General features: G+C 54.1%; 16 protein-coding genes and 5 pseudogenes. 10 read left to right on the forward strand and 11 right to left on the reverse strand.

The genetic code is table 11. The annotated features are described in order from the left end of the window. Nucleotides 1-39: 39 nt before the first annotated feature. The 6 genes and pseudogenes from ACZ5YD_RS02940 to ACZ5YD_RS02965 all read right to left on the reverse strand — a co-directional run bounded on the left by ACZ5YD_RS02940 (nt 40) and on the right by ACZ5YD_RS02965 (nt 6,253). A complete protein-coding gene (locus ACZ5YD_RS02940) occupies nt 40-1,236 on the reverse strand; it encodes a DUF6498-containing protein (RefSeq protein ID WP_464384455.1) in 1,197 nt (398 codons plus the stop codon). A 144-nt stretch (nt 1,237-1,380) separates the two neighbouring features. Continuing rightward, nucleotides 1,381-1,833: a hypothetical protein gene (locus ACZ5YD_RS02945; RefSeq protein ID WP_379746209.1), complete on the reverse strand. Its 453-nt coding sequence runs from the start codon at nt 1,831-1,833 to the stop codon at nt 1,381-1,383. A 330-nt stretch (nt 1,834-2,163) separates the two neighbouring features. Next, entirely contained in the window at nt 2,164-3,000 is an 837-nt protein-coding gene (locus ACZ5YD_RS02950) for a hypothetical protein (protein WP_379746207.1), read from the reverse strand. Then, on the reverse strand, nt 2,997-3,668 hold the full coding sequence (locus tag ACZ5YD_RS02955; RefSeq protein ID WP_379746204.1) for an SdpI family protein: 672 nt from the start codon (nt 3,666-3,668) through the stop codon (nt 2,997-2,999). Before ACZ5YD_RS02955 ends, ACZ5YD_RS02950 begins: the two co-directional genes overlap by 4 nt. Next, a complete protein-coding gene (locus ACZ5YD_RS02960) occupies nt 3,665-4,450 on the reverse strand; it encodes a DUF7847 domain-containing protein (protein WP_379746201.1) in 786 nt (261 codons plus the stop codon). The genes ACZ5YD_RS02955 and ACZ5YD_RS02960 overlap by 4 nt, the downstream gene beginning before the upstream one ends. A gap of 911 nt (nt 4,451-5,361) precedes the next feature. Next, nucleotides 5,362-6,253: pseudogene (locus tag ACZ5YD_RS02965) on the reverse strand (mechanosensitive ion channel family protein). 155 nt (nt 6,254-6,408) lie between these two features. Between ACZ5YD_RS02965 and ACZ5YD_RS02970 the strand changes: the two are divergent. The 4 genes and pseudogenes from ACZ5YD_RS02970 (at nt 6,409) to ACZ5YD_RS02985 (ending at nt 8,904) form a co-directional block, all read left to right on the forward strand. Continuing rightward, nucleotides 6,409-6,830 (forward strand): annotated as a pseudogene (locus ACZ5YD_RS02970) (hypothetical protein). Between the two features lie 225 nt (nt 6,831-7,055). Further along, a pseudogene (locus ACZ5YD_RS02975) lies at nt 7,056-7,350 on the forward strand (hypothetical protein). Nucleotides 7,351-7,520: 170 nt separating this feature from the next. Continuing rightward, nucleotides 7,521-7,814 carry a hypothetical protein gene (locus tag ACZ5YD_RS02980; protein ID WP_379746198.1) on the forward strand — a complete coding sequence of 98 codons (294 nt, stop codon included), beginning with the start codon at nt 7,521-7,523 and terminating at the stop codon, nt 7,812-7,814. A gap of 256 nt (nt 7,815-8,070) precedes the next feature. Then, on the forward strand, nt 8,071-8,904 hold the full coding sequence (locus tag ACZ5YD_RS02985; RefSeq protein ID WP_379801163.1) for a bile acid:sodium symporter family protein: 834 nt from the start codon (nt 8,071-8,073) through the stop codon (nt 8,902-8,904). 154 nt (nt 8,905-9,058) lie between these two features. On the opposite strand, the gene gdhB is transcribed toward ACZ5YD_RS02985, so the two are convergent. The 3 genes from gdhB to ACZ5YD_RS03000 form a co-directional block, all read right to left on the reverse strand. Continuing rightward, nucleotides 9,059-10,366, reverse strand: a complete 1,308-nt coding sequence (gene gdhB, locus ACZ5YD_RS02990; RefSeq protein ID WP_379801123.1) for a glutamate dehydrogenase GdhB — start codon at nt 10,364-10,366, stop codon at nt 9,059-9,061. Nucleotides 10,367-10,368: 2 nt separating this feature from the next. Next, nucleotides 10,369-10,512 carry a rubrerythrin-like domain-containing protein gene (locus ACZ5YD_RS02995; RefSeq protein WP_379746577.1) on the reverse strand — a complete coding sequence of 48 codons (144 nt, stop codon included), beginning with the start codon at nt 10,510-10,512 and terminating at the stop codon, nt 10,369-10,371. 77 nt (nt 10,513-10,589) lie between these two features. Further along, nucleotides 10,590-11,590 (reverse strand): IS630 family transposase gene (locus tag ACZ5YD_RS03000; protein ID WP_379801110.1). Its coding sequence is split into 2 segments (ribosomal slippage): nt 10,590-11,098 and nt 11,098-11,590, totalling 1,002 coding nucleotides; the frame shifts between segments, so codons are not numbered across the junction. 1,167 nt (nt 11,591-12,757) lie between these two features. Here ACZ5YD_RS03000 and ACZ5YD_RS03005 point away from each other — a divergent pair. Further along, a pseudogene (locus tag ACZ5YD_RS03005) lies at nt 12,758-13,183 on the forward strand (DNA-binding protein); the annotation flags it as partial. Between the two features lie 188 nt (nt 13,184-13,371). Here the strand turns inward: ACZ5YD_RS03005 and ACZ5YD_RS03010 are convergent. Continuing rightward, nucleotides 13,372-14,184, reverse strand: a complete 813-nt coding sequence (locus ACZ5YD_RS03010) for a DUF3267 domain-containing protein (protein ID WP_379741358.1) — start codon at nt 14,182-14,184, stop codon at nt 13,372-13,374. Nucleotides 14,185-14,656: 472 nt separating this feature from the next. Between ACZ5YD_RS03010 and ACZ5YD_RS03015 the strand changes: the two genes are divergently transcribed. From ACZ5YD_RS03015 to ACZ5YD_RS03030, 4 genes are all read left to right on the forward strand, one after another. After that, complete coding sequence (locus tag ACZ5YD_RS03015; RefSeq protein WP_379741361.1) at nt 14,657-14,974, forward strand: DUF2178 domain-containing protein; 318 nt, start codon at nt 14,657-14,659, stop codon at nt 14,972-14,974. Between the two features lie 5 nt (nt 14,975-14,979). After that, a complete protein-coding gene (locus ACZ5YD_RS03020) occupies nt 14,980-15,183 on the forward strand; it encodes a helix-turn-helix transcriptional regulator (protein WP_379741364.1) in 204 nt (67 codons plus the stop codon). Nucleotides 15,184-15,304: 121 nt separating this feature from the next. Continuing rightward, nucleotides 15,305-15,751 carry a DUF8162 family protein gene (locus ACZ5YD_RS03025; protein WP_379801125.1) on the forward strand — a complete coding sequence of 149 codons (447 nt, stop codon included), beginning with the start codon at nt 15,305-15,307 and terminating at the stop codon, nt 15,749-15,751. A gap of 109 nt (nt 15,752-15,860) precedes the next feature. Beyond that, nucleotides 15,861-16,097, forward strand: coding sequence for a DUF8066 domain-containing protein (locus ACZ5YD_RS03030; protein ID WP_379801217.1), 237 nt, complete (start codon nt 15,861-15,863; stop codon nt 16,095-16,097). 76 nt (nt 16,098-16,173) lie between these two features. Here ACZ5YD_RS03030 and ACZ5YD_RS03035 read toward each other — a convergent pair. Continuing rightward, nucleotides 16,174-16,305: pseudogene (locus ACZ5YD_RS03035) on the reverse strand (TRAM domain-containing protein); the annotation flags it as partial. A 64-nt stretch (nt 16,306-16,369) separates the two neighbouring features. On the opposite strand from ACZ5YD_RS03035, the gene ACZ5YD_RS03040 reads away from it, so the two are divergent. Further along, nucleotides 16,370-18,145 carry a hypothetical protein gene (locus ACZ5YD_RS03040; protein WP_379741371.1) on the forward strand — a complete coding sequence of 592 codons (1,776 nt, stop codon included), beginning with the start codon at nt 16,370-16,372 and terminating at the stop codon, nt 18,143-18,145. Nucleotides 18,146-18,155: the final 10 nt, after the last annotated feature.

Genomic DNA, 18,155 nt, shown 5'->3' on the forward strand with positions numbered 1-18,155 from the left:
CAAAGAATGGATCTCTTCTGTATCAGTTTAGGTTCCCCGTCATTTACTTGTTCTCGTGGTTAGACCCGTTGGCTGTCGATCGAACATGTCAATGATCGGTGCAGGGTCATACACGTGTGGGACCCGAAGTTCTCGATCAGCACTCTCAATGACGATCGTTGACGTGCCGATCCACTCGTGGAGTCGATCTCGTTCAACCCGCAAGCCGCGTTCGTCCCACGGTTCGATCCGCCACAATCGCGTCCGGAACAGGCTATCGTACGCGACGATCGCCTCGTCGGACACACGGAACACGACACCACCGTACCGTAACCCATAGTCGACCATGAGAAGCCCTATTGGAACGACGAGACTGACGCCGACGAGGCTGAGAACGATGTCCCAAACGCGGCCCATAGCAAAGAGGAGCGAAATCAGAAGGATGAATCCACCGACGAACAACACACCAGGATGCCGTCTGACGTTTGCGGGAGTTAGGCCGCCGAACAGCCTGCCGAAAACGGACGGCCGAATTCGCTCGTTCACCGTATTCACCGATTCGATCGGTTCGTGAGTTGGTGGTTCGTATGCCCATCCGAGTTCAAAGGAAGACGACTCATCGAAAGCGGCGAGTCGGTCACGGTACAGACCGCCGAGGTCGAAACTGAACTTCACGAGAACGATTCCGACCAAGATCGGCGGGCCCACGATCGTCGGATCGACTGCCGTGATCGGATCATCACCAGATACCGAGTCCGCGGCGAGCCCGACGAACGTCGCCGTGAGCAGCCCGCCGACCCCGATCACCGCACCACGCATGAAGATCCCCTGAATCGCCGTCTGAGCGCTGTGATCGCGGTAATCTCCCTGATAAAAGTATTCGACGAGCGTCGAAGCTCCTTGACTGAGAAAGATGCCGAACGAAGAAAGCACTACCAGCTCAAGCGCGCTCTGTTCGGGTATTTTAGCGCCAATCACACCGATGGTGGTGACTCCGACGAAGAACCAAACGAGAGAGAGGACAGGGACAGCAACGACGAGGACAGGGAGCGTCGACAGCTGAATCCCGAGACCAGTGAACGGGACCGGGATCGCCGTTCGCTTGCGTGCCAGCGCACCACCAATTAGGGGATTTGAATCGAATTCGGACGGTCGTCCTGCAAACACCGCTTTCAACAGCGCCCAAAACGAGATGATCCCGAGTTCGAGCCAGTAGAGGAAGACAAGAGCTGCGAGATTCCAGTCAAACGCGACCACACCAACGAGTGGAAGTACGTTCGCAATGACAACGGCACTCGTCTCAGATGGTGGGCTGTGGTCCTGTAGGGTGTTACGGGAGATCATTGATCGAGTATGCTGTGACTGTTTCTACGGATCTAGAAGTGAGATGCGATGTTTCACTTACTCTTGCATCATAATCATAATTTCCTTATCATCAAACTCGACGATGAGATTCGATCCCGCGTTCAGATCATACTCGTCTATACTGAATGGAAACGATGTCTCAGAGCCTGCCTCGGTCGTGACTGACAGTTCGTACTGGCCGGTCTCGGTGATCTCTGTCTCAATTGATTGTTGATCCTCTATCTCTATTTCGAATTCCTCTTCGGCGGTTGTCTTGGTATCCGACGTGAGCGTGAGTTTGCCTCTCCGTTTCGAGGTTATATAATTGGTGAGAACGATCTCAATGTCTTCGACATCCTCGATCTCCCTGTCTGGGGAAGACCCTTCGCCCTCAGTGTTTTCTATGTCGGCTTCCGTTTTATTGGTTTTTGCTGGCTCATGGTCCTGTGCGGACTCCGCAGTCTCGTTTTCAGTTTCGGCGGGCTCCGTTTCACGAACACACCCGGACACGAGAAAGAACGCACAATCGCGAGGTTAGTGAGGAGCGCACGTCGGTTCATACCTTCCCATATGACGAAATCAGTAAAATCTCTGGGGTGAGTTCAACAGTTCTTGTATCTGGCAGTTGTCGTCTTGATCGCTACCGCTAGCTTCCTCTATCGCCTGATTGGTGAATTCCCTGTACCGAACGATTGGAGGTACAAAACTATCAACCACTGAGGATTTCAACATATTGATGAATGAATATACCAAGTACAAGTCCTTGGAGACTTTTCGAAAAGAAGGTAGATCGAGTCCTTGGGATGGTCGAAGGTACTACGACACGTTGTATCTAAGTCTTCATGCGGTGTACGCGTACCGGAGCAGTAGTGCCCCAAAGAGTCCGAACATCGCTCCAGCATACAGTGCAATTACCTGTCCATCCCCTGGCGGAAGGGCCAACCAGAGAAGTGGGCCAATCGCGACCATTCCTAGTCCGAAGATACCGACAATGAACCGTTCTGTCCGGTCGATCGTCGTGTGTTCCTCTCTCGAGGACTCCCGAACACTCTCGATCAGACCCGCAACCACATTGACGTAGTCAGATGGGAGTATGATGATACGAGGCGCAGACGGTGTCCCCCGGCGATACGAGAGCCGGCATACCGCGAACGTGTCTACCGAAAGAGTCCGGAACGTCCGTACTTCTTGAAGGTGTATCTCGGTATCGTCGACGACGAGGGTTTCCATCGTCACAGCTGCGTGCCCACTCGTCGGAAATGCGGCTGTGAGGACGAGCGGAACGCAACTGGCGATGAACACCGCGTATGGTGCGAAAGAATGCACCTGCACGCTCCCGAGGAGAGCGAGTGCACCGAGGAGACTTCCGACGAGCAGTCCACGACGTGAGAATCGTTCAAAGAACGGGGTCGCCACGTTTGTCTCGAGCAGGGCCGGGAGATAGCGCCGGGAGAGTAGCGCAAGTACCGCAACGACGACGATCCCGATGGCGCGTCCGAAATCACCGGCCCAGAGTGCCGCTCCGATGAGCCATATCAGCAGTCCGCAGACCAGCACGATAGCGCCACCGAAGACACTCGGAAAGACGTACGCGAGCGCGAGCAGGAGGGCGGAATCGTCGACGTCGAGTTTCCAGTCGATCGTTTCGCCATCTACGCTTTGAGCGGATGGAGTCACGGTGAGTTCGTAGGGTCTCGCTCTGAGTCGCGTTCGAGTTGCTCGTAGAGATAGTACGAGTACACGATCGTGATTCCGGCGGTGAGGAGGGCAGGTACCACGAGGAAATAGATCGCGTACTCACCGAACAAGAGTCCAACAAGGGCAACGAGTGCGGTGAGTTTGAACAGACGACCGCCCAGACGATGGGTTCGGTTCCAGACCTCGTCGCTCGAGAGTGTCCAGGGTGTCCGAATGCCGACGAACCAGTTGCGTTTCGCGTGCGTGAGGAGCACTCCAACGTAATAGAACAAGCCCGCGACAGCTGCCAGGACGAGCAGTGTGAAGTCGAATTCGTAGCCGAGGTTGAACGCGATGATTCCACCGTGGATGACCGTCATGAACGCGGTGAACACGACGACGAACCAGTCATATACGGAACGGAACGAGGCGATGTTCGCTCGAAGCGGATCGACACGTGGAATGAGTGCGAAAACGATGAGCAGACCGGCGGTCATCGCAGGGATCAACACGAGTGCAGCAGGCTTCGACATCGTACCATCGGGCTGGCCCGCTGCGTTCCAGTGTGTCGCCATTCGTGTCGGCAATTCCGGCGCCGCAAGTACACTCAAAGCTGCAGAGACGCCGACGAATATCGCAGCGATGAGGAACCGGTGGTGAGACTTCATTCGATCGACCGGTAGAACGCGACGGAATACGTCGCGTAGAAGCCGCCGAGGACCGCGATCGAGACGACGTAGACGATCGCTGCGACGACCAGCACGGCGGTCGAGGGATCCGGCAGCGGGAGTCCCGTCGTCTGTGGCGTGAAGAGCAGCGAGGCGACGCCGCTCACCCCGCCGAGAACGACGCTCCCAACGAGGAGGATCGCGGTATAGCCGAGCACGCTCACGAGGTTATGGCGAACGAGGCTCACGCTCCGTTTGAACCCCTCGACGAGATCGGTCTCCGATAGAACGATCGCATGCGCGTAAAACTGGATGAAGAACGACACGAGGAGGTACGCGAGCGCGAACAGGAGCCCGATCACGACGAGCACACCGAGCACCGCAAGGTTCGGCTCCCCACCGCCCGCGAACAACCCGATCCCGCCGAAGATGACGCCGACCATCGCGACGAATCCGATCACGAGATTCACCGCGAAGACGGCGAGATACGCGACGAGGAGACTCACGTAGTTCGCTTTGCCCGAGGAGACGAATCGATCGAAACTCGTCCGACCGGTCAGCGCCTCGTCGGCCAACCCGAGGATCCCGCCCTGGAAGAACGGAGCCACCAAGATCATGGCCCCCGAGATCCCGAGCGAAACGATCGACGCCACCAACGGTCGCGAGGACTGGAGGGCGAACTGCGGCAACTGTACCACGCCGAACAACCCGATCAATACGGCGAGAATCGGATTTCGAACGAGTGCATTAACGGCTGGGCGGAGGGACTTCAGGGCGGCCATATGGGGATGCTTCTCCCCGATCTGTATAAATCCTGATCATGACTCGCGGAGATCCGTTCCGCTGTGAGCTCTTTGGTGGTGGAGCAGGAAAACAGGCCCACTTGAGCGTGAGGATCAAACGTTCCTACGGTCCCCGTTTGCGGCCAGGCGTCCCTAGCTCTACGCTCGCTTTTTCATATCCTTTGCCGCGAAGACTCTGTTGGAATTTTATTTTTCGAACATGTAATGAGCAGAAACAGCTGGTCAGTGAAAGGTGCGAATGTATCGATTACCCGTTGTTGGAAGGAGAGAGGGTCGTCTCACTTCGCAACAAGTGAATTCCCCAACGCATGAGAGAACCGAGGAGGAACGCAAACGTGCCGAATACTATCGCTTCAACTCCGAGGAACACCAGACCATCTGGGCGAACAAAATATACGAATTGCTCGGTGAAGCCCGACAACTGGGACACAGCATGGTCTGCGTGATACCCCAGCAACGACGTGTATGTGACTACCCAAGCGGACAGAAGCCCACTTTGAGAGTAGCCTACCCAGCATCCCGCAATCATCCCGACGATCACCGCATACATTGGAATCCAGACAAGTCCTCCCGAGACGGAGAAGATCCCTAGCGAATACGCCACAAAGGAGGTCACAAAGACTCCGAGAGCAAGGCCTAGTACTCTATACCGGTGGCGGCTAGTTTGTTGAGTGCCCAGAAGGCTGGAACGGAGAGACGGGGACATACACCGGTCTAATCTTCTAGTCGGAAAAAATGCTGGCGGAGAAGTACTCCCTCTACCTGACTTTTTGTGAGTCTTGAATACTAAATCGAGCTATAGGAGAATCATCTGTACTGATCGACCCGTTAGTGCTCTGTACTAACCGGAATCATTAGAATATCTCAATTGCCGGATGATTCAACAAAGCTTACTCGCCATCCGTGGCTGGCGACTCGACTGTACGCTCCTCCACAGCAATTTCACCAGAAAGTAGCTGTGCGGAGGGGGGAGCAAGCGTGAGGCCCACCTCATCGAACTGACGCTTCACCAGACGTCGAAAATCAGATCGCAGTGTCAAAATATCGCTGTTCGAAGGTTCATCGATCCACAGCTCCGCTTGTACCGTGATTGCGTTTTCTCCGAGGTCAACGATCCGGGCCTTCGGTTCCGGCTCATCAAGAACCGACTCGTGATTCACAGCAATCTGTTGGAGTTCCAACAAGGCCTGTTCGGTGTCTTCGTAGTAGGCGACGTTAGACCTCCTCCGTAATTCTGTATATATCTCGTCCGTATGGACGGGTTAGCGCGTTCGTTGTGAGTTCAGTATTCGGAACAGTAACGGTTTCATTGTCCGGTGTTCGGATCCGTGTGACACGAAAATCGACCGCCTCAACCGTCCCTTGTCCCCCTGACCATTCGATCCAGTCACCAACGTTGAAGTCGGGATCGACGACGAGAAACATCCCGCTGATAAGCGACCCAAACACTTGCTGACCGGCGATTCCGAAGACGAATGTGATGGCCGCGATGATGATTGCCGTGTCAGCAAGTACGTGGCCATACCCTGCAGCGATCATGCCAGTGAGGGTTGCAATCCCGATCAGAGCCACCCGTAAGTACGTCTCCGTTGCGGACTGGATGGTCGGGTTGTTTCGATTACGGGAGCGAACGACTCGGACCGCAAGTGGGATGAGAAATATCTGCCCTACGAGATAGACGATTCCTAGTCCCACCACAAACCAAAATAAATCTAAGAGTACCTGATTGTACGCAAATAGTGTCTCAGTCAACCATTCCGTCGGCGGAACCTGACCGACCATGCATTGAGTTGCATTCACATAGATAATAATCCCTCTTGTTGGCTGTTCGCTCTATGGATACGGCATTCTCGGAAGTTGGTCTCGACGTGCTTCACATTGAGAGAGTAGCTATTTTTTGGCTGAAAGAGACGAGCCCGACATAGGCTCGTGATCTGGTGACTAAACAATCAGACGACGATCCATTCGACGATTGCGAGTTGGAACCCGAGGATGTCCTCGGAACACGCACGTTCAAAGACGTCCTGTTCACCGACGTGACGGCAAGGCCGGTGAACGTGTTGACTGGGGAAACGCCGATCCACTCACAAACGACTGTCGAAGAAGCGAAATGTTCGCAGCAAGTATCGATACGGAAACTCCACAGATTGTCCTTTCCGCCTCCGTTGGGACACAGATCGAGACACAGAGCAAGCCCTACACCGCGGCGGTGTTCTTTCACTTCAAGGCGACCGGCTCGCTCGAGCGCCATCGCGTCTACCACGCCGCCTACGAATCAGACGCGTTCGTCGTCGACTTTGACGCCGACTACGAGTCGGGCGACTTGACCATCACCGTCGATCAGACGGAGACTCCCTGAGAGGATACAAATCCACACTTCGACAGACGAAACAGCGGAGATCGACGTTCGCAGGAATCCGCCGACCCATTGGACGTCGACGACCGGCCGGCGCCTCGGCATCCGGTTTCACAGTTAACCAACAACGAGACAGTTCACTCCGTAGTGTTGGTTAAGACTAACGAGCGCGGAGTTTCTGTGCACCTGAATGGTTGAGGCGCTCTACGGTGCACTCGTGTGATAATGATGAACGGTACAGACACATTTGGTGATGTATCACCCGACTACGAACGGTTCGAAGCGGAACGCTTCGCTCAGGATCACGGTGCTGAAGACGTGGTGATAGCGGACGTCGAGGACAGGGAAGCCCACCTTCTCGTCAACACCCTCGTCGACGACGCCGGTTCCTAACGAACGGGTTCTCGTCCACGAGCCAAGCGACGTGGCATTCAACTCGATCGTCCAGCTCGCAGTGTTCCACCGTGGTTGGACTGCACCCCTCGACGTCGATGCGAAGACGGGAGAAGATGTCGACCTATGAGTCCGCCTTCGCGCCACCATTTCTGGTGAGGACATGGAAGAGAGATTCACCGTGATCGACGATGCGTCACCCATTCAACCCACGTTGAATTCCTCCGTGTCGGAACAGCGTCGGTGACGTGTGGGCAACGATCCGTCATCGACCACAGCCGACGGATTGCGACGCTGTTAGTGCTAACGATCGCCAAACATGATGCCGAAGTCGATCAACCCAACGAGGGTAGAGAATCTGGCGCGAGTCTTGGTGGACTGGCGATCCAGTTTTATCGAATGCACGAGAAATTTGACTCTATGGTCTCCCGCGAAAACAAGGTCGGAATCGGATTTATCGCACTGGCGATAGTGCTGTTGTTTGGGCTTGATAGCGTAACTGAGCCGCCACCATGGCTTTCTGTTGCTGTGATACTGGGTGTCGGTGTGGTTGTACCGATATTAATTAATGAGTATATCGATAGTGGGGAGTAAGACAGTGTGGGAGTGGCAGTTCTATTAAAAATTCAGTAGCGGATGAGTTTTGACATGACTGCGGTCTGTTCAGAGGACTCACGAATCACTCAGTACAGGAGACTCACGCACCAGTACGCCAGTTGATCTACCCGAGTCTTATCAGAAATAGAGTACAAGATACAGAGGGTGAATGAATCAATGGGAACCACTTCTAGATCTTCGATACGCCACTAACAAATGGTACTACCTCGAACTTGCGACTGTACGACCGACAATGGAGGCGATATCTGGAGATGCAGTCGTTGAGATTGTAACGACGGTCTTTGTTCTCTCGACGATGTTCTCGATGGGGCTGAAACTCTCGGTCACACAACTGTTCGGTGCTCTCCGTGACCGGCAACTGTTGAGCAAATCCCTCGTGGTGAATCTCGTAGCCGTCCCGGTCGTCGCCTACCTTCTCATCCGAATGGTTCCGGTCGGCCCGGCGTACGCGACTGGTTTCCTGTTACTTGCCGTCTCGCCCGGCGCACCGTTCGGCCCAAAATTTGCCGAAATGTCGGACAGTGATATCGCGTTTGCCAGCGGTCTGATGGCAATTCTCTGTCTCCTGTCGGTTGTGACGATCCCAATCTCACTGGTAGTGCTCGCACCCGGTGATGTCGTCGTCGATCCCGTCGCAATCGGACGGATGGTGCTGGAAATTCAGATTGTACCACTACTCGCGGGGCTTGGGTTATCCTACCTGTATCCCGCATTCGGTGACCGGATGTACGCGCCCATACAGCGACTGTCCGACATCTCGTTCGTCGGACTGATCGTCCTCTTAGTTGTAGTTTATAGCGGCGAGTTGCGATCGCTCATCGGAACAGAGATGCTCGCCATCTCGGCGGTCGCTGTCGGTCTCTCATTAGCACTCGGGTACCTCTTTGGGGGGCCGGTCCGGGAACGGCGTGAGGTGTTGGCGACCACGACGGCCGCACGCAACGCCGCGATTGCGCTGTTTATCGCAACCGCTGGGTTTTCGAATCCGGACGTTCTCACAGTCGTGCTTGGATTCTCGTTCGTCAGTGTCGTTGGTGCCGGCACACTCGCGGGCGCGTGGCGATAGCTCGGTGGGTAACTTCGACGATGAATATTCAAACCGTCGAGGGTTCCCGACCAATAGGCCTAAGATGGCCAAACTTAGGGGTTTACCGAAGTAGATTCAACCCAAAACGATCGATGAAGACCACTGCCAAGTGATTATTCGAGGTGCCCCATTACTATGGCCACAGCCCTCGTACCTCGTGGGCCTCCGCGACTCGCGAGAGTGCGACAATATAGGCAGCATCTCGCCACGTCACATCACGATTAGCAAATTCCGTTTCGACCACATCCCACGCTTTCAACATCTCTTCATCGAGTTCATTGTGAACCCGTTCAAGCGACCATGCTCGGCGGTTGATGTCCTGCAACCACTCGAAGTAACTGACGGTAACGCCACCTGCATTCGCGAGAATATCTGGAATAACCGGAATCCCTCGATCTGTAAATATCTGATCTGCCGCACTCGTTGTTGGACCGTTTGCACCTTCAACGATAATGTCCGCCATTACCTCTTCAGCGTTTTCGACTTTCAGTACATTACCGAGCGCAGCTGGAATCAGGACATCGACATCGAGTTCGAGTAATTCTGCGTTCGTAACCGTTTCCGGCGCATCGTGACGCATCACCGCCTCTGGTTCTTCGTGATGAGACGGAATCGCATGTGTGTCAAGACCGTTTGTATCGTATATGCCACCGTTGACGTCACTGACAGCGACGACGTTTGCACCCCAGTCATCAAGGAGGCGAGCAGCATTTGATCCGACGCTGCCATAGCCTTGAATAGCGATGGTCGTCGTCTTAATATCCTTCTCGTAGTACTCTATCGCTTCTCGAGCAATAATGGCGACACTCCGACCAGGAGCCTCATTACGTCCCTTGCTTCCCCCGATAACGGGCGGTTTCCCCGTGACCACACCAGGAACCGTTTCGCCTTCCTGCATCGAATAAGCGTCCATCAACCAGGCCATCGTCTGAGGCCCCGTCCCCATATCGGGCGCCGGAATATCCACGGTCGGACCGATAACGCTGCGAATTTCCTCACCAAACCGCCGGGTGAGACGTTCCGTCTCATCATCGCTCAATTTTTTTGGATTCACCGCAACTCCCCCTTTTGCACCACCGAAGGGGAGATCCATCACAGCACACTTCCAAGTCATCCACATCCCGAGGCCCACACATTCGTCTCTGGTAACCTCGGGATGATACCGCAGCCCGCCCTTGTACGGACCGCGGACACTATCGTGTTGAGCCCGATAGCCGGTGAAAACCTCTACTGTCCCGTCATCACGTTCGATCGGGACCGTAACTTCGTGAACCTTCTTTGGATGTTTGAGGCGGTCAACCACATTCGAATTGATATCGAGGTGATCAGCAGCATGTTGCAATTGGCGACGAGCGGTCTCCAAGGCTGATTCAATCTCCGTCTCAGCGGATTTTGCTACTGCTCCCTCTTCGCTTTGTGAGTGGTTGGATTGTGATACCATCGTTATTCAACAGAAACCTGTCGATTTCGCATTTCACCAGCACAGTCAGGACATTGACTGGGGCGATTTTCAGCGATCACGATCTTGCCACACGAAAAGCACTCGTATTCCGATTTTTCGTTTGAGTCAATTTCGATGTCTTTCATGATGCATCTATGAGTGCCGAAATCAGAGTGGACACTCCGCTAAGTAATAATAGGTGTATAAGGATATATAGTAGATGTTAGAAATAGTTACTCACTTTTGGAATAGAGAGTTGTTCAAGAGCGGTGTCAATCGCTGTTGTAAGCTCGTTGAGTGAGTCAAAGAAACGATTGCTGAGCGCTGTTTGAAGCTGTCTCCAGCATTCCTCGACTGGGTTCAACTCCGGCGAATACGACGGAAGCGTCACAAACGCAAGGTCGTCACGGGCCGCGAGGTCCGTGACGGCCGACGCCTGAAAGTACGGTGCTCCATCGAGAACGACGATCAAGTCATCTTTGAATTCTTCACATAATGCTAAAATGAAATGTTTTGCGTGATCGGCAGTGATGTATTCTGTGAACCGAGAGAAGAAGCGATCACCATCTTCGGTGATCGCGCCGAGCAAGCACGTCCAATCCCGTTGGCCGGATAATTCGACAGACGGCCGCGTGCCGCGCGGAAACCACGCGGCACGCGGCTCAACTTGGACGGATTTCTTGGTTTGATCAATACAGACTACTGTGGCGTCCATTTCCCGCCGCTTTTTTTGATCTCGTTGTAGAACTCGTCTTGCTCGTCATCGTCGGATTCAACGGCTGAACGGCGTGGTTTTTGATAACTCAACCCAGCCTCTTTCAACAACCGCCGACAGCTCGGGACTGAGTACTCAACGCCGTAGGTTTCTTCAAGGTATTGTTGTGCGAGCGCCGGCGTCCACGCCGGCGCGTCAAGGCCGACCTCTTGGGGTGATTCGTGGACTGTTTGCTCAAACTCTTGTTGCTTTGTTTCTGAAAGTTTCCGCTTTCGTCCAGATCGATGAGCATCAGAAACAGCCTGTTCAAACGGCTCGTCAGTATCGAGCCGCTTGAGCCAGTTATAGATCGTTTTTCGTTCTGTATCGTACCACTCGGCAAGTTCGGTTTGCGTGACACCATTTTTGTACGCGATCGCGGCTAACAACCGTTGTGTCGGCTTGTTTCCGTCAACATTGTCAAGCGCCTCTTGGAGTTCTTCGACGGAGATCTCGTTGAGGTGATCCATTAGATACTATATTAATCTCTGAGTAAAAAATTCTATCGGCTACTATATTTATGCATGTGATATCACACGTGTGAGCCAATCTCGGGTGTGGTATCAAACATACAACCATCGCGAGTACGAGTCTATTCGAACTTCTACAACCTCGTCGGCAGCACTCGGGGATCACCGAAACGATCGGATATCGATCCAGCGGTAAAAGCAGGGTATCAATCGATGTGACGAATTCCTCGCAGAACGCCAACTCCGGGGGGAAGAACACGCTCGCCAAAATTGTAAACGAACACGCAACGGATTGCCATCGGGCGCACGGAACCATCCGGTTCTATTGGAATTCTCGTCTAATGATAGATTCTGATCCGGTGGTGATCAGTACATCAGCTGTACTGAACGTTTTGGCCCATACGGGGCTTCCTCTCCCGACGGTCTGTGGCGTGGATCTACAACTACCTACCTCGTCGTATCGTGTCTATTAAATCAACACCGGGATTACAACCCCTTTGAAACTTTTTGAAAAGAAGGGTGAGGGACGCCCACCAGTAGATGTTCTCGGTCTTGTAGCCGTATTAGCGGTGTTCTCAGCTCTCTCATTCCTGTTTGCAGCACTATCTCAGTTATCAGGGCCAGTTGTTGAAACCGGGGTCAGTCCCCAAACTGTCGCTGGTCTTCAATGGAGTGCGGTAGGGATTGTACTTAGTATACTGGCGGGGTTTGTGTATCTGCAAAGGCCTATTGGCTGGTACGGAACACTCGTAGCGGCAATGGTTTGTGTGATTCGGGCTGTGAGAATATATATTCCATTTGAGGTATTGATCATCTACCTATCAGTCCCAATGGTCGTGATCACTCTTCTGTTGGTACGACGAAACATTTTCTTTGGTCGGTAGGTTCGAACTCCTTAGCGACCAGTTGTTTCAGCTTATTCCATGTCTGAAGATATCCTCCATGAAGTATCGGTTAACCACTGAAGACACCCCAAGATATCGTACTTGGTACTGATCGTCGAGGTCGGTTGGACGGATATGACGAGACGGATCGCCCCGCTCGCCGCCTACCGCCCGGCGCACCGAGGCGCTCCCAAAGTCGCGCCTCGCGTCTCTCACGACCGACCATTCCGGGCGTGCGGGCGCTCTCCGCACAGCGAGCGCCCGTTCCTAAAGTGCATGTGCCGCGAAGCAGCTGGGTGGCTGGACGCGGGCGGCGCTCAGTCGGCGAGTGGCCGATGAGTTGGTGCGTGGAACGAGTTGGATGGCTGCGGTCATCTGGGTCTTCGAAGAGCTCCGGATGGGGCCGGGACGGATCGTGCCGATCGAGAAGCTCGAGGACGTCGATCGACGAGAGGTGGCGGTTGAGGGGCGCATCGAGACGTTGTGGGAGCCGTCGAATCGGAAGATCGCGTAGGTCGGACTCATCAGTGACGACAGTGGAACGACTCGAGTGACCGTGTGGAAGGCGTCCAAGCAACCGTGGATGCGCGAGGGCGAACGAGTGCGCATCTACGGGGCGGCCCGAAACTGGTACGAGGGGCGCGTCTCACTCGCGCTGACCGGGTGGAGCACCGTCCATTTCCCCGAGCGCGATCGGTGGTGGGAGTAGCCAGGTCGTCGCACCCCTTTTTGCTAATGCCGGGCGCCGACCCAAACCCCACCTCCCCACCCACCGCTCCGTGCTCGCTCCCTCCGGTCGCTGCGCGCGCAGCCACGACCTTGCTCGCAACACTCCTCAAACGTCAAAGAGCTCTAGATATGGGATTTACGCCACCGCGTCAATTGAATGTCTTCAGATCAACTCCTCGTACGTTGATAACTTCGAACGAAGGCGTAACAAAGCCCTATCACGGTTCCAACGATGAAGACTGCAGGACCGACACTTAGAGAGATCTCGGTTGGCGAGCTTGTGAAGGCGAACAGGAACGTGATCGTTTCTGGGGTGCCTATCGTGAACGATCGGATCCCGAGACGGTCCAGAACGAGCGGGCCACCGATCGCCAACAGGAGCAACAGTCCGACTGCCGCGACGGCGGCGCCGGCGAGCGCATCCCAGACGAGTGCAGTCACCGATAGCGGACGACGTCGATCACGCTCCCGACCGAGAATTCTCACTCCATCGCGGTGGTCCTCAAGCCGAACGTCGGCGGGAAAGCCCAACAACGTCAGCGTCATCCAGAGATCGACGATCGCCCCGGCAGCGTTCGCAGCCAGCGGCACGATGAGCCACTCCCACTCGAACACGAGCATGAGCGGCACGCCGATGGCGGTCATCACTACGAGCGGCGTCAACAGAACGACGATGAACTGATCGCGGGTGAACTCGTGGTCGGTCGTCGCGTACGCATACGGGAGGATGAAGTGAGCGAGGCCGACACCGTACGTCGGCTCACCGCCGTAATACCGGATTGCGAGACCGTGTAACCACTCATGAGGAACGAGGATGACCGTCGCGAGCAGCAGGATCACCAGGAGATTCACCGCTTCGGTCCACCAGCCGACGCCGGCGGGCGCAAACTGAAACGTCACTGGCTGTCCGGTAACCGTTTCATACAGGCCGGCGAGAACGCCCACGGCGACGGCTAGCCCCAGCGTCCCGAGCGCCGTCATCTGGATCGTGAGCCCACGAGTCAGTTCGAGCTCCGCGAGGACCGTCTCCGTGTCAGTATCTGTGTGCGTTACCGTTCACCAAGGTCTATCGAATGACTCTCAATGAACGGCATAACTGTACCGGACCAACAATGTGGGCGGTTACCTGGGTGGTGATCGTTCGCTGTCTCCCAGATCGATTCGGTATCCGTCCCGATGGACCACGAGTACGCGACTGGCTAGTATGGTGGGTAATCGATATCGTGATCACTGCACTGGGGTTGCCGATCGCCCTCGAGCTACTCATTCTCCTCGGAGCGATCTGAGAGTGAGCCAGCAGGCAAAGATTCATTTGCATGTAAAGTTTGCTTTACTGTAAAGCATGCTTGACACCATGATCCCCAACGTGGATGCTCCGGGACGGGCCCGACGCGTGTACTATGGGGTCGTATACGCTATCGTGGCTGTCTCGATCGTCGGATTACTCGCTGGAATGGGCACGGGACGCGAACTTGTCGGAACGATCGTTTATGCCGTCGGCGTATGGATCGGCGGCGGGATCGCGTTTCTCGCACCAAAACTCACCGAGATGCCGCTTCAGGACGAGCGCGACAGTGATCTCTACAACCGTGCAAGCGGATTGACGCTCGGCGTCCTGTTCGTGGTTGGACTCTCGGTCATCCCCGCCATCTACGTACTCGAAGCTGCGGAACGTGTCGAGACGCCGCCGGAAGTGAACGGGGCGGTACTGCTCGCTTCCGGGCTGTTCCTACTGTGGGGAGTCGCCTACGGGATCGTCAAACGACGCTGATCGCCATGGAGAACGACCTTCCACGACGACGCGAGGCGGCGGGACTCAGCCAGGGCGAACTGGCTGAAGCGGTCGGCGTCACCCGCCAGACGATCAACGCCATCGAACGCGAGCGATACGACCCGTCCCTCGAACTCGCCTTCAAACTCGCAGTACATTTCGAGTGCAATATCGAGGACATCTTCCAGCCGAACGTCGACGACGAGTAGGCGTGAGACTATTCAAAACGTGTTTTGAGTCTCCTGTACGGTTTTCACGCACGGACTCGTATATGGCCCATGTACCACCTCGAACTGTGGAGACGTGGGTTCACCGCAAGCCTCCAGATCGATGTTTGACACGCTCGCGTTCGTGTTCACTCCCGGAATCGTCGCGTCGATCCTCTGGAGTCCGATCCTGCTCATCGGCCGATTCCGTTCGTTGTTCGATCGACTGCCGCCCGCCCGATCGATGATCGCAAGTTACCTCCTCGTCGCTGTTGGGCTATCGCTCCCGTTCGTGATCGGTACCGGGTTCGTGTTTGCGACGATGAGTATGGGGGGAGCTGGGCTTTCGAATGCGCTATTGAACGTGGTCTTTTTGCTCACGATCGCATACGTGATCGTACTCCCCCTCGTCGCGGGCGTGGGGCTGCCGCGGATCGGTCTCGATTGGGACCCGGCTGACTACGGAGTCGGGACGTGGCTGTTGCTCGTCGGTGCGATGGTGTGGTACGCTGCGGTCTTCGTCATACCGTTAGCGTTCTTCGCGTTCGTCCTCGCGCTACCAACCGGGTGAAACAGCTGGGACTGTTCGGCTGACCATGAAAAGTGAACATCGCGAGTGCATTCGTTCCGAACCTCCAGTATGAGCAATTCCTAAGTTGTTTGTAGCCATTTGCGGTTCTATGGCTAATTGGTCCTCTCCAGCCCTCTCACGGTCTTGGCTTGTTACGATCGTGGTACTGTACGCGTTGCTCCTCGCGTATTCGATAGTTATCGCCGGTCGATTGTTACTCGGGGTGCTTCCCGGTCTCATCCTCCTCGTGATCTACCTTCTGTGGCGGTTCGTCATCGCCGTCGAGGCGATCGCCGACGCCCAGCAGCGGATCGCCAACCACGATGGCGAAGATGATACCGAGTGACCATCACAAGACGTGGATTGGTACTTCGAAGGTTAGGTAAGAGTGTACAAACAATTACGTTTGCCTTCCACTGGTGATAATAACTCACACGCTCCACAACTTCCGCGAAGGCGACATTCGCACCCACATCTGTTATCTCGATAGTAACACGCTCGCTCTGTTTGGTGTCGGGAACGATAACGACAAACCCGCGTTCAACACGATTCAGTTGATAAATATAATTGGCTACCGGTGATTTATGCAAAACCAGGTTATAGAACTAACTACTGAGGATGGCAAAACGGCGTCAATTTCTCCGTACGACGACTGTTGGCCTCGGGTGCGTGTTGGCAGGTTGTTCTGCTATTGGTTCATCAAACAAAAATTCTGATTCGGACCAACCATCTAATCTGCAAAAGTTCGAAAATGATACGCCTAAAGACCCGGTGGTAATTGAAGCACGATTTGCCAGATCAGAGTCAACAGAGGCGGATCTCCGAGCCGCTTTGGACATCATCTCTATTCCCCCATCCGGGAAGTATGGATCTGTGAATCTGGTTCTGGACGCCGTTAGCGATTTTACTCCCTTTTCTGCTAGTGTTGATACACTCCACCACGTAGATAGCGACGGCTTCGAAGAAATTAGACAGGGTATCTGGAAGTGGAACGGGCAGTCAAACGCTCCAAACCTCACTGTGGATATTGAGATTGGTGAGCGGGCGGGGATCAATTACGGAACATACGAATCAACGGTATTTGCATCATACGGATCGCACGTTCACGGCGTACCGGCGTCTTTCAACGCACAGTATCGGCCGAACGACGAACTTGACATTCCAGATGGAGCTACCACGGATATCCCGGTAGAGATAGATATAATGTTGGAGGACCAGGGATTTGGTTCTCGTCATTCCGAGGCATTTGTTGTATTTGGACCCCACGAACGCGTCCGACTATCTGATGATGATTTCGAATTATATACTGTTGGACTGCCAGACTTTTTCCCCGACGGACACGGCCCGGTTGCCATAGCTAGGTCACTTCATAACGTTCGCCAAACACTCCGACTAGGTGGTGGCATCAAGAAAGCACACGGTTGGACTATTCCACAGGAGAATGTAGCTGGACGCGCGTATGGGACAGAAGATGACATCGGCGAGTTTACTGCGACGAGAGATCTTGGTACATGGTTCCATGAGTATCTACATCTCGAACAACAATTCAATCTTGGTGATGACCTTATTTGGTTTAAAGAAGCAAGTGCGACGTATTTTGAAGAATTGGTCGGGCTTTATTTGGGATCTTTCGAGTACTCTCGATTCTATAGATTCGTTTCAAATTTTTCGTGGTCTGAAGCTGTGTCTGATATATCAGACCCAACACATGCTATGGCATACGGTGCGGGGGCACTATTAGGCGCTCTCGATGCCGAAATTAGGACAAGTAGTGGAGACACGACATTAGCCGCTGTCTTCCGATCAATGAACGATTATAATGGGACGATTAGTTACGACTTGTTTGCGGACTTCGTCGCGGAAGCCGCTGGTGAGCGACTTGATGGATGGTTAGAAGAGAACGTTTTGGAACCCGCAAGCACCTCCGTTCCGAATGATCCCAAACTATTCCTCAACCGCGATCAGTACGATATTCCGCAAAAATATGAATTGAAAGTGGGTGAGGTCGAACACCATACCGTAGGTATTGGTGGGAATTCCGAATCTCCAACAGATTCACAAGTCAGTTGGGAATCAGAACCGTCGGAGACTGCTAAAAAAAGTCTGGCCAAACCGGTCGTTCAGTACATCAACGCGCTCGATCGGAATAATTTCGATGCAGCTACTGCTGTAACCCATAGTGAAGCCAAAACAAACTTTAAATCCACCTACAATACTGCTCGCAATGGGAAATATGTAATCCAAACTATCGATGTGGATATACGTAATAAACACTATGTTGTTTCATTGATGGTTGTTTTCAAAAACAAAGAATCAGATGGGTCGATTACATTTAATTGGGATATCGAGATGATGAAAGAGAATTCTCAATGGAAGCTCTACAGAATCATATAAACACGGCTTA

The organism is Halopenitus salinus, from assembly GCF_055397165.1.

Bases quoted from the DNA above. Each gene is read 5' to 3' on its own strand.
- ACZ5YD_RS02955 (WP_379746204.1), bottom strand. From the start codon at position 3,668: ATGAAGTCTCACCACCGGTTCCTCATCGCTGCGATATTCGTCGGCGTC.
- ACZ5YD_RS02960 (WP_379746201.1), bottom strand. From the start codon at position 4,450: ATGGCCGCCCTGAAGTCCCTCCGCCCAGCCGTTAATGCACTCGTTCGA.
- ACZ5YD_RS02985 (WP_379801163.1), top strand. From the start codon at position 8,071: ATGGAGGCGATATCTGGAGATGCAGTCGTTGAGATTGTAACGACGGTC.
- gdhB (WP_379801123.1), bottom strand. From the start codon at position 10,366: ATGGTATCACAATCCAACCACTCACAAAGCGAAGAGGGAGCAGTAGCA.
- ACZ5YD_RS02995 (WP_379746577.1), bottom strand. From the start codon at position 10,512: ATGAAAGACATCGAAATTGACTCAAACGAAAAATCGGAATACGAGTGC.
- ACZ5YD_RS03010 (WP_379741358.1), bottom strand. From the start codon at position 14,184: ATGACGGCGCTCGGGACGCTGGGGCTAGCCGTCGCCGTGGGCGTTCTC.
- ACZ5YD_RS03015 (WP_379741361.1), top strand. From the start codon at position 14,657: ATGGGCACGGGACGCGAACTTGTCGGAACGATCGTTTATGCCGTCGGC.
- ACZ5YD_RS03020 (WP_379741364.1), top strand. From the start codon at position 14,980: ATGGAGAACGACCTTCCACGACGACGCGAGGCGGCGGGACTCAGCCAG.
- ACZ5YD_RS03025 (WP_379801125.1), top strand. From the start codon at position 15,305: ATGTTTGACACGCTCGCGTTCGTGTTCACTCCCGGAATCGTCGCGTCG.
- ACZ5YD_RS03030 (WP_379801217.1), top strand. From the start codon at position 15,861: ATGGCTAATTGGTCCTCTCCAGCCCTCTCACGGTCTTGGCTTGTTACG.
- ACZ5YD_RS03040 (WP_379741371.1), top strand. From the start codon at position 16,370: ATGGCAAAACGGCGTCAATTTCTCCGTACGACGACTGTTGGCCTCGGG.